Below are 10,670 nucleotides of genomic sequence, written 5' to 3'. Positions count from 1 at the left end.
TGGGCGTGGCCTCCTGCCGACGACGGCGGAGGATGCCTTGCGGCATGGTCTGCGGCAGTTGCCCCGCGAAACGCGCAGCGAGATCCTGCTCCCGGGCGGCGACGCCGAGGCGGCAACCAGTGATACGCGCCTCATCGATACCTTCGTGGGGGTCGCCACGGGGCGCGACGCCAAGGCTCTCGCGCGGGAACTCCTGGCCGAGGTCGACGGGGCCACCCTCGCGGCAGCCGGCGCACTCGAGGAAGGGGCGCGGGCGGCGGCGCTCGCCGCCAGCGCCGCCAACCCTACCACCCCGGTCCGTGATCTCGATGCGGTCTCGGCCGAGCTGCGCAGCCGCGTGCAACGCGTGATCGAGCGCATGAAGGACGAGTACGGCCACGACGTGCAGGTGGTGGAATCCGCGCGCTCCCAGGAGCGCCAGGACTGGCTGTTCGCCCAGGGGCGTACCCGCAGCGGACCGGTGGTGACCTGGACGCGCGACTCGGCGCACACCCGCGGCGAAGCCGTGGACGTGATCATCGATGGCTCATGGGACAGCCCGACCGGGTTTGCCCGCCTGCAGCGCATCGCGCGGGAAGAAGGGCTGCGCACGCTCGGCATGAAGGACCCTGGCCATCTTGAACTGGCAAAGGGGGCCGACGACCTGACCGCACGCGTGGAGGCGCAGCGCGCTGCAACGTCGGCGCCGGGCGCCGCCGTCGCGAGCCCGTCGAGTGCGGCGGCAGTCGCCCAGGTGGCGGGCGTGGCTCAGGTGGCGGGCGTGGCCCGTCCTGTCGACCAGGCCAGTCCGGCCAATGCCGTCGCGGCCGACGCGGTCTACGCCGCGACCGGCGCGTCGCAGGCCACACACACCGACCAGCAGACCAACGGCCAGTCGTTCGGACGGGGTGAACGCGACGAGACCGGGAAATCGCTCGCCAGCAGCCGCAAGTCCGAGCGCGCAACGCGTGGCGAGGGCGCGGATGGCTACGGCGCGCTGTCGGCCGGCACCCACACGGTGGCCGGCGGCGAGCGCCAGGGGCTGCCCGCGACCAGTGCGTCGGCAACCATCACCAGCACGCCGGCGCAGCGCGTCGCGGAGATCCAGGCGCTGCGGGATGACGCGCCGGCCTCGCCGCTCAGTCGCATGACGCTCAACGTCGAAGGCGCCAACGGCGTGACGCAGCAGGTCACGGTGGACCTGCGCGGCAACGTCGTGAGCACCCAGATCAGCACGGACGCCGCGACGGCCGACCGCCTGCGGCTGCGCACGGCCGACCTGCAGGACGCACTGGGCCGGCATGGTCTCGAAAGCGACACGGTGACGATCAGCGGACGCAAGCCGCTGGAGGCCACCGAGGCCGCGCGCACGGTGAGCGGGGACCGCGAGGCCATGAAGGTGACGGCCGCCACGGCGGCGAATGCGCAGGATGGGGCCAGTGCCAATGGGCAGCGGGAGCGGCCCCCCGCGCGCGAGTGGGACCAGGAGCAGACGCGCCGCGAACAGGCCGCCCGCGCACGTGACCAGCGGGAGCAGCGCGATCAACAGCAGGATCGTCAGCGCCCACGCCCCGACTTCCTCTTCGATACGCCATCATGATCAGCACCGTTCGCCCTCCGTTCGCGCCGCCGGCGTTCAACACGACCGGCCCAACCACGCCCCCTGCCACCCCAACCACGCCGGCCCGACCGCCGGTCGGTCCGGCCCAGCCCTCGGCGCCGCGGGCGCTGCCGGCGAACCCGAAGGCCATGGGACGCGACGAGTTCCTCAAGCTGCTCGTGTCCCAACTCAAGAATCAGGACCCGCTCAATCCGATGGACGGCAAGGACATGGCCGCGCAGCTGGCGCAGTTCTCCTCCGTTGAGCAACTGCTCCAGATCAACAAGAGCCTCGAGGCCCAGGCGACCCGCGACGCCGAGATCGTCGACGCCATCACGACGCTCGGTGAAGCCCAGGAGTCCCGGGCCGACGAACTCGCGCAGCTCATCGAGGGGCAGATGGCGATGGGCACCGTCGGCAAGATCGGTGTCACACCGGGCAACACCGCCTTCGTCGATCGGGACGGCCTGGGACCACTCGTGGTGGATACGGGGACCCGCGTCGGCACCGGACGCGTCACGGTGACCAACAGCAAGGGCGAGGTCGTGGGCACCAGGAACGTCGAGATCACGAAGGCCGGCCAGCAGGCGTTCGACCTGGGAGAGCTGTTCACCGATCCCAAGCTCCCGGCCGGGAAGTACAGCTACACGTTCGAGGTCGCCGCGACTGGCGGCCCGTTTCAGGCCGTCAAGACGTTCACGGCCGGCCGGATCACCGGCATGAAGTACGAGAACGGCAACCCCATCCTGATCATCGGCGACTCGCTCACCGTGCCGATGTCGCAACTCACGCAAATCCGCGCCTGAGGATCACTCACACATGCTTCGCTCTCTCTTCGCCGGCGTCTCCGGCCTGCGCAACAGCCAGGTGCGCATGGACGTCATCGGCAACAACATCGCCAACGTGAACACGGTGGCCTTCAAGGCCGGTCGCGTGACCTTCAAGGAAGGCTTCGCGCAGCTCCTGCAGGGCGCGAGCCGTCCGCCCGGTGACCAGGGTGGTATCAACCCCATCCAGATCGGCCTCGGCATGCAGGTCGGCTCCATCGACCAGATCTTCAACCAGGGCAACATCGAAACGACAGGGCTCAACACCGACGTCGCGATCCAGGGCGACTCGTTCTTCGTGGTCCGCAAGGGCAACCAGAGCTTCTACACCCGCGCCGGCAATTTCCAGGTCGACGCCATCGGCCAGCTGGTGAGCCCGGCGAACGGCTTCATCGTGCAGGGGCGCATGTACGAGAACGGCATGCAACTGGACGGCATCCAGGACATCAAGCTGCCCTTCGGCCAGCGGGTGTCGGCCAGGCCCACCACCGAAGCCACCCTCGCCGGCAACCTCAACGCCTCGGCGACCATCTTCCAGGGCAACTTCAACGATCCGCTGGTCCGCTCCGACCCAATCAATGAGAAGGCGTGGACCGAGACGCAGATCGGCGTGTTCGATTCACAGGGCACGAAGCACGACGTGAAGCTGCAGATGTGGAAGACGGGCCCGAACACGTGGAATTGGCGCATCGACCCCAAGGCGTCGGCGCAGACCTTCGAGGTCGAGACGAACGGCAGCTCGCCGCCGGGCGACATCCAGCTGCCGGTCGCCCCGACCGGCTACGAGATCCTGCCCGCGAACGTGCGGGTGTTCAGCCCGACGGGGGTGGAGTACAACTCCCCTGCCGACTTCTCCTTCAGTGCGGGCCCGCCGCCGGCGCTGCAGTTCACGAGCAGCATGCCGTCGAACGCCGTGATCCGTGTGGGCTACTTCATGAGCCCCACCACCGCCACGCCGAGCGAGAACAGCGGAACGTTCAACTTCGACCAGGCGGGCATCCTCAACACCGACGTCATCGCGTCGCTCAATTTCGCGGTCCCCGGCGCCAACGCGGTGCGCATCGACCTCAAGCTGGGGGGCGGCGTGAACGGTCTCACCCAGTTCGCCTCGACCGCCAGCACCGCCGTGTTGCGCGACCAGAACGGCTACACGGCCGGTACCCTGCAGGACTTCTCGATCGATCGACTCGGCCTCATCACCGGCTTCTTCACGAACGGCACCACGAATCCGCTCGCGCGCATCGTGCTGGCCGACTTCAACAACCCGTCGGGCCTGCTCCGCATTGGCGACAACATGTACCAGGAATCGGCCAACTCGGGTTCGGGCGTGCTGGGCTTCGCCCTCGAGGGCGCACAGTCGCAGCTCACCAGCGGCGCCCTCGAAATGTCCAACGTGGACCTGGCGCAGGAATTCGCGAACATGATCGTGGCGCAGCGCGGGTTCCAGGCGAACGGCAAGGTGGTTTCGACCAGCGACGAGCTGCTGCAGGAGCTGATCAACCTGAAGCGGTAGTGAGTAGGCCGTAGGCCGCAGGCAGCCGGGACAGGCGCTTGGCCCTCTGTCCGCCGCTCCCCTGGGGGGCGGGGGCGGAGGGCCGGTTCCGGTGACCCGGTTGGCGCTCCGCCGCGGGCACCACGGTCGGGCGCCGAATGATTTCCTGAATACAGAATATGATTCGGAGGCGGAATTTCTTGCCGCCCCGACGGCGCCTTGCGGTTTTTGCCGGGTGCATCCCCCAGCAACCAGTCGGCCACCGATCTTGGCCGGAGCAATGTAAAGCACTGCAATATAAGCAGTTATGCGGTCTCACGCGCAGGTCCACCCGCGTGGCACGACCCCTGCTTTCTCTGGGCGTGACGTTTCCACCTCCGCCCGCACCGTTCCATGGCCAACCAACAGACTCCGGCACCCGAAGACGCCACCGCCGCGGCCCCGGCAAAGCCCAAGCTCCCCGTCCTCATCGGCATGGTGGCCGTGGGGTTGCTGGTGGGGGGTGGCACTGGCGCCGCCTTTGTCGGCCCGATCGTCGCCAAGAAGATGGGCAAGAGCGCCCCTGTCGCGGCACACGCCGATAGCGCGCATGGTGACGACACGGGCGAAGAAGCGGCAGCCGCCGAGGGCGGCGAAGCACCGGCGGAGGGAGAAGTCCCCGCGCTGCTGCTGCTCGAGAACCTCGTGCTCAATCCCGCCGCCAGCGGCGGTGGCCGCTACCTGCTGTTGTCGGTGGCGATTGAACCCGGTAGCGCCAAGGCGGGCGAGGAGTTCACGGCCCGCGACGCGGAGCTGCGCGACATCATCCTCACCTCGCTGGGGGTGAAGACGGTGGAGGAACTGACGGAGATCGCACGCCGCGAACAGTTCAAGACCGAGCTGCAGACCGTCATCAACGCGAAGTTCGGCAAGAAGGCCGTGAAGAGCCTCTACTTCCCGCAGTTCGTCGTCCAGTAAGCGCCCTTCATGTCGACTCGACCGCGATGAGCACGGAAGCCCTCTCCCAGAACGACATCGATCGCCTGCTCGGCGGGAGCAGTACCCGAGCGGACGATGCGCCGGACGCGCCGTTCGCGGCGGCCCCGCTCGATCTGCAGGTCTACGACTTTCGTCGTCCGCACCGGGTGTCGAAGGAACGGTTGCGCACGTTGGAAGCCATGTACGAACGCCTCGTGAAGGGGCTCGAGGTGTGGCTCATTTCGCGCATGCGCGGTCAGATCGAGGTGCGGCTGCAGAGCGTGGAGCAGTTTTCCTTCGCCGAGTTCACGCTCTCGCTGCCGATGCCCTGCACCTCGTACATCTTCGACATCACCGGCACCGGCCAGAAGGGCGTCCTCGACATCGGTCCCGAGTTCAGCACATTCCTCGTGGACCGCTTCTTCGGTGGGGAGGGAGCCGGCGCGTCGCTGACGCGGGTGCTCACGCCCATCGAGCGCATGGCCGTACGCAGCGTGGCCGACAAGATCACCGCGCTGTTGCAGGAGATCTGGCAGGACCACGTGCCCCTGGACCTCAACATCACGGGGTTCGAATCCTCGCCGGAAATCCTGCAGGTGGTGAACCGCGAGGATCCGGTGCTCGTGGCCAACCTCGAGTTCAGTACGGGCAACGTGAGCAGCCTGCTGCTGCTGTGCCTGCCCCTGACCGTCCTCGACAAGTTCTTCACGTCCAGCGGGCAGCAGCGTCTGGCCCTGCTTTCCACCAACGAACGGGAACGCGAGCAGACGCGTCAGCGAAGTGAAGCGGCGCTGCGCGCGACCAAGGTGCCAATCACCGCGCGCCTGCCCGACTTCCGCCTCAGCCTGCGCGACCTGTCGCAGATCATCGAGGGGAGCATCATCCCCACGGGCATCCCGAAGGACGCGCGCGTGATCGTGCGCGCCGGGACGCAGGACCGCTTCATCGGGCACGCCGGACGCGTGAACGGCAATCTCGCGGTGCGCGTCGTGGACGCGCTCCCCTCTCCCCCGTCGAATTTCTGACCCTTTCGCACATGAACACCGCCGAAATTGATGCCCTCGTCGCGAGCGCGCAGGCCGCCAAGGCCGCCGGGCAGCCGATCTCGTCTCTCATGGAGGACCCGGGTGCGGCCCCCGGCGCACCGGCGTTTCGCGCTCCCCAGTTTACCGACTTCAAGCAGACGATGCTGGGTGGCACGGAAGTGCCGATCAGCATGCTGCTCGATCTCACGCTGCCCGTCTCCATCGAACTCGGACGGACGAGCATGATGGTGCAGGAGCTCCTGCGCCTGGGCCGGGGCTCGGTCATCCAGCTGGACCGCCTCGCCGGCGAACCCATCGACATCTTCGTGGGCGACCGTCGCTTTGCCGAGGGTGAAGTGGTGGTGCTTGGCGAACACTTCGGGGTGCGCATCACGCGCGTCCTGGCGACGCCCAGCGCTACCGCGACCGCCGCTCCCGCGAGCGCGGCCTGAGCCACCGGACCGTCGTCGTGCGCCCTCTCACCTGAATCACGGCCGTCCATGCTGATTGCGTCACTCGGGGTGATCGCTGCCCTCACCTTCGTCCTCGGCCTCGGGGCCGTGTGCCTGTGGGCACTGAAGCGCTGGGGCATGGGGTCCCTGTCGGCCACGGTGCGTCTCCCCGTGGAAGTGGTGCAGCGGGTCCCCTTGGGCCCGAAGACCGGGCTCACCGTCGTGCGCGTCGGCGAAAAGGTCGTGGCGCTCGCCGTGGGGGAAGGCGGGGTCACCACGCTCTTCGAGCTCGACGAGCGTGATCGCCAGCAGGTGGTGGCGAGCAGCGCCGTGCCGGTGCCGCACCGGTCGAGCGCCCAGGCGGCGGCCGCGTACCGCCCGCTCGTGCCGGCATCCCTCGCCGGCCCGTTCGGGCGCCTGCTCGGCCAGCAGCTCCGCTCGGAGGCTGGCCCCGCGCACGAGGTGGCGCGACCCGGCACGGCGGCGCCGGTGGCGGCGGCGCCGGTGGCGGCGGCATCCTTCGCGCCCCTGTCCCTCACCGAGCGCGCCGAGATCCCGCGCTTTCTCACCGCGCCCCTCACCACGAGCCGTGGGACCCCGCTGACGTACCCGACGCCCATCCGACCGACGTCGGCCGCTCGCGGGTTCGGGCCCATGCTCGACCTGGCGTTGGGGGGGACCGCCCGACTGGCCGCCATGCTCGCCGTCTTCACGATGACGTCCGCCTCGACGCTCGTGGCCCAGACCCCCGCGACGCAGCCACCCGTGGTGCAGCCGCCGGTGGTGCCGCCAACGCCCGCCTCGGCGCCCCCCACGACCATCCGTCCGGCGACCCCGGCAACCGCGCCGCTCGTGATCGACGTGCCGAAGCTCGATCTCGCGCCGCTCGTCCCCATCACCGTTGGCCAGCCGCCGGCCGCGCCGCCGCGCCCGGCCCCGCGCCTCACGCCCTCCCGCGCCGTCGGGCCCGCCACCCAGCCGCCGGTTCCGCGCCCGGGCAACGGGGCTGCCGTGACGGCACAGGGTACCGCGCCCCGTCAGCCCATGAACCGCGTGGTCGTGGACAGCGCCACCGACGTGCCACCCAAGGCCCAGAGCGCGTCCCCCGCGCCCATCGCCGCCGATGAGGCCATCATGCGCATGATGCCGCAGATGGATGTCCAGGTGGGCGGCGACGCCGAGAATGGCGGACTGCGCCTGAACGGCACCGTGGGCATCGTCATCATGATGGGGCTGCTCACGCTGCTGCCGACGCTGCTGCTCATGATGACGGGCTTCACCCGCATCCTCATCGTGCTGCAGTTCCTCAAGCAGGCCATGGGCACCCAGAGTGCGCCACCCGGCCAGCTGCTCGCGGCCATGGCGCTCCTGCTGACCGGCTTCGTCATGGGGCCCACGCTCGCCGAAATGCACCGCACGGCCATCACGCCCTGGCTGGACGGCAAGATGACCCAGGTGGAAATGATGACGGAGGGCGTGAAACCGATGCGCGCCTTCATGCTCAGGCAGACGCGGGAGAGCGACGTCAAGACCTTCGTCGAACTGAGTCGCCTGCCACGACCCGCCACCGTGGACGACGTGCCGCTGCACGTGCTGATGTCCGCGTTCGTGGCCAGCGAACTGCGCACGGCCTTCCAGATCGGTTTCGCGATCTACTTGCCGTTCATCATCATCGACACCGTGGTGGCGAGCGTGCTCATGAGCATGGGCATGTTCATGCTGCCCCCGGCGATGATCTCGCTGCCCTTCAAGCTGCTGCTCTTCGTGCTCGTCGACGGGTGGAGTCTCACCATCACGAGCCTGGTGCAGAGCTTCAAGTAGCCCGATCCGGGCGCGCCCCGGGACCGGGCCGCGCGAGGACAGGCCGCCGGTCGTGCCGCGCGGCGGCGGGTGCGCCGTGCAGCAATTGCCGTCCGCCGTCTGGTAGGCCCCGCGCGGTGCATCACGCCCGGCAACACTTGCCGGGGGCCAAGCCTCGAGCCGCGCCGCTCGCGATCACGTAACGCATTGAATTAGAAACAGATACGCACGATCTCCGACGCACCACGATGCTGGCACCATCCCTGCACGGGGAGGTGTCGGCAGCCTCGTCCGACTCCTGAAGCCCAGCGCCCGTGTCCCATCAACTCGTCATCGACCTTACCCGCGACGCCATCATGACCGCCCTCATGATCGCGGCCCCCCTGTTGCTCATTGCCCTGGGGGTTGGGCTCGTCGTCTCGATCATGCAGTCGGTCACGCAGATCCAGGAACAGACGCTCACGTTCGTGCCCAAACTCATTCTGGTGGGTGGGGCCTTCATCGTCGGCATGCCGTGGCTGCTCCAGATCCTCATCAAGTTCACGTCCTCGATCATCCGCGGGATTCCCGCGATGGTCGCCTGAGCCGTCTCCGACCGACGACTGGCCCGTGCACTCGCTGATCTTCGGCCTGCCCGACGTCTTCGCGCCCGGCGTCGCCACCGCCCTGGTGCTGACGGCACTGCGCGTGGGCGGGCTGTTGCTGGTGGCACCCGCCTGGTCGGCCAAGTCGGTACCCATGCGACTGCGCGCAGCGCTCATCGTGCTGTTCGCGGTCCTGCTGCTGCCCGCGGCGCTCGAATCCGCCGATCGCTCGGGACTCGCGATCACCCCCGCCACGTTTCTCGCGGAGACGGTCGTGGGCTTCGCGCTCGGGTTCGCGGCCGCACTGGTCGTCGCCGGCGTCGAGTTCGCGGGGGAACTCGCCACGAACACCATCGGTCTCTCCGGCGCGGCGATCTTCGACCCGCTCGGCAACACGCAGGGCGCGCTGTTCGCGAGCTTCCTGCAACTGCTCGCCGTCACGCTGCTGCTGCTCGCCGGCGGTCATCTGCTCATGATCGAGGCCGTGGCGAAGAGCTTCACCGTGATGCCGCTGGGCGGACCGCTCGCCCTCGATCGCGGCTTCCTGCCGCTGGTGAAGGCGGGTGCGCAGCTCTTCGCCAGTGGCCTGCAGTTCGCCGCGCCCGTCATTGCCGCCATCCTGCTGACCAACCTCGCGCTGGCCGTGCTCGGGCGCGCGGCTCCGCAGCTGCAGGTCATGAGTCTCGCCTTCCCGCTGCAGATCGGCGTCGGCCTGCTCACCTTCGCCGGCTCCATCGGCCTCGTGGTGCAGGCGCTCGGTGGCTGGACCACGCCGTACCATCAGACCCTCGACTCCTTTGCGCGGGCGGCCCAGGTGGCCCCGGCGCCGGCGATGGGGGCGTCGCGATAACGACCGATGGCGGAAAACGAGTCCGGCGAAAAGACCGAAGAACCCACTGGCAAACGCCTCGATGAAGCCCGGGAGAAGGGGCAGATCGCCAAGAGCCCCGAGTTCGTCACCGCCGCCTTCCTGCTCGGCTCCCTCATGGTGTTCTCCTTCGCGGGGCCGCCGCTGTGGCGCTTCCTCGTGGAGACCGTCGGCCGCACCCTCGCCACGGCAGGCGATGGTGCCTACGAGGGCGTCGGACTCATCACGTATCTCCAGGCGCTCAGCTTCCGCGTCATCGTGAGCACCGTGTCGGCCATGGCGTCGCTCGCCGTGATCGCCATTGCCGTGCAGGCGCTGCAGACCGGGGGCCTCCTCACCACGAAGACGCTCGAGCCCAAGTTCGAGCGTCTCAACCCGATCAACGGCGCCAAGCGCATGCTCGGCCTGCAGGGCTGGGTGGAGCTCGCGAAGGGACTGCTGAAGATGGGCATCGTGAGCTACGCCGTGTACGCCACGCTCGAGGACGCGTGGGCCGACGTTCTCGCGCTCGCGCTGTCGCCATCCCCGATGGCCCTCATGGAGCTCGTGAACGCCTACGGCTTCGCCCTGCTCCGCAACACCGGCCTCATGTTCCTCGTCCTCGCGCTCGCCGATTACGGCTTCCAGCGCTGGAAGACGAATGAAGACCTCAAGATGACGAAGCAGGAGGTCAAGGAGGAAATGAAGTCGCAGGAAGGCAACGCCGAAATGAAGGGGCGTCGCCGCCAGATCGCGCGCGAGCGGGTGCGGCGCACGATGTTCGCGAGCGTGAAGACCGCCGACGTGGTGCTGGTGAACCCCACCCACATCGCGATCGCCATCAAGTACGACCCGGCCGTGGCGCCGGCGCCGTACATCGTCGCGCTGGGCGAACGCAAGATCGCGCAGCGCATCAAGGAACTCGCCTTTCAGCACGGCGTGCCGGTGATCGAGAACAAGCCGCTTGCCCGGGCCCTCATCAAGGTCGCCAAGGTGGGAACGATGATTCCGGTGGAGATGTACCTGGCCATCGCGGAGGTGCTGGCCTTCGTGATGCGCGAGAAGCAGCGCCATGGCGCCGGCTGGCGCGGCACGGCCGCCGCCTGA

At 68.6% G+C, this 10,670-nt stretch carries 10 protein-coding genes; all 10 read left to right on the top strand.

Going from position 1 to position 10,670, the window contains the following annotated elements; all coding sequences use genetic code 11:
• Positions 1-1,579 (top strand): M15 family metallopeptidase (locus tag LW840_RS11710; RefSeq protein WP_291277023.1); only part of this gene is annotated, 1,579 nt, incomplete at its 5' end.
• On the top strand, positions 1,576-2,385 hold the full coding sequence (locus LW840_RS11705) for a flagellar hook capping FlgD N-terminal domain-containing protein (protein WP_291277022.1): 810 nt from the start codon (positions 1,576-1,578) through the stop codon (positions 2,383-2,385). The genes LW840_RS11710 and LW840_RS11705, both read left to right, overlap by 4 nt.
• Positions 2,386-2,398: 13 nt before the next feature.
• Positions 2,399-3,919 (top strand): flagellar hook protein FlgE, encoded by a 1,521-nt coding sequence (locus tag LW840_RS11700; protein WP_291277021.1) that lies wholly within the window; start codon positions 2,399-2,401, stop codon positions 3,917-3,919.
• A 372-nt stretch (positions 3,920-4,291) separates the two neighbouring features.
• Positions 4,292-4,855 carry a flagellar basal body-associated FliL family protein gene (locus tag LW840_RS11695; RefSeq protein WP_291266206.1) on the top strand — a complete coding sequence of 188 codons (564 nt, stop codon included), beginning with the start codon at positions 4,292-4,294 and terminating at the stop codon, positions 4,853-4,855.
• A 26-nt stretch (positions 4,856-4,881) separates the two neighbouring features.
• A complete protein-coding gene (locus tag LW840_RS11690) occupies positions 4,882-5,880 on the top strand; it encodes a FliM/FliN family flagellar motor switch protein (protein WP_291266207.1) in 999 nt (332 codons plus the stop codon).
• Positions 5,881-5,891: 11 nt separating this feature from the next.
• On the top strand, positions 5,892-6,332 hold the full coding sequence (gene fliN / locus LW840_RS11685) for a flagellar motor switch protein FliN (RefSeq protein WP_291260265.1): 441 nt from the start codon (positions 5,892-5,894) through the stop codon (positions 6,330-6,332).
• 48 nt (positions 6,333-6,380) lie between these two features.
• Positions 6,381-8,153 (top strand): flagellar type III secretion system pore protein FliP, encoded by a 1,773-nt coding sequence (gene fliP / locus LW840_RS11680; protein WP_291277020.1) that lies wholly within the window; start codon positions 6,381-6,383, stop codon positions 8,151-8,153.
• A 293-nt stretch (positions 8,154-8,446) separates the two neighbouring features.
• A complete protein-coding gene (gene fliQ / locus LW840_RS11675; RefSeq protein ID WP_291260267.1) occupies positions 8,447-8,716 on the top strand; it encodes a flagellar biosynthesis protein FliQ in 270 nt (89 codons plus the stop codon).
• A gap of 25 nt (positions 8,717-8,741) precedes the next feature.
• The gene (locus tag LW840_RS11670; RefSeq protein ID WP_291260268.1) at positions 8,742-9,566 is read left to right on the top strand and encodes a flagellar biosynthetic protein FliR; all 825 of its coding nucleotides are present in this window, start codon (positions 8,742-8,744) and stop codon (positions 9,564-9,566) included.
• A 6-nt stretch (positions 9,567-9,572) separates the two neighbouring features.
• Positions 9,573-10,670, top strand: coding sequence for an EscU/YscU/HrcU family type III secretion system export apparatus switch protein (locus LW840_RS11665; RefSeq protein ID WP_291260269.1), 1,098 nt, complete (start codon positions 9,573-9,575; stop codon positions 10,668-10,670).

The organism is Gemmatimonas sp. (genome assembly GCF_021298855.1).
Classification (GTDB): domain Bacteria; phylum Gemmatimonadota; class Gemmatimonadetes; order Gemmatimonadales; family Gemmatimonadaceae; genus Gemmatimonas.
The sequence above is the reverse complement of the archived record's forward strand: the minus strand, read 5'-3'. Positions and strand labels throughout refer to the sequence as shown.

Coding starts and splice junctions, on each gene's coding strand:
- LW840_RS11705 (WP_291277022.1), top strand. CDS start 1,576: ATGATCAGCACCGTTCGCCCTCCGTTCGCGCCGCCGGCGTTCAACACG.
- LW840_RS11700 (WP_291277021.1), top strand. CDS start 2,399: ATGCTTCGCTCTCTCTTCGCCGGCGTCTCCGGCCTGCGCAACAGCCAG.
- LW840_RS11695 (WP_291266206.1), top strand. CDS start 4,292: ATGGCCAACCAACAGACTCCGGCACCCGAAGACGCCACCGCCGCGGCC.
- LW840_RS11690 (WP_291266207.1), top strand. CDS start 4,882: ATGAGCACGGAAGCCCTCTCCCAGAACGACATCGATCGCCTGCTCGGC.
- fliN (WP_291260265.1), top strand. CDS start 5,892: ATGAACACCGCCGAAATTGATGCCCTCGTCGCGAGCGCGCAGGCCGCC.
- fliP (WP_291277020.1), top strand. CDS start 6,381: ATGCTGATTGCGTCACTCGGGGTGATCGCTGCCCTCACCTTCGTCCTC.
- LW840_RS11665 (WP_291260269.1), top strand. CDS start 9,573: ATGGCGGAAAACGAGTCCGGCGAAAAGACCGAAGAACCCACTGGCAAA.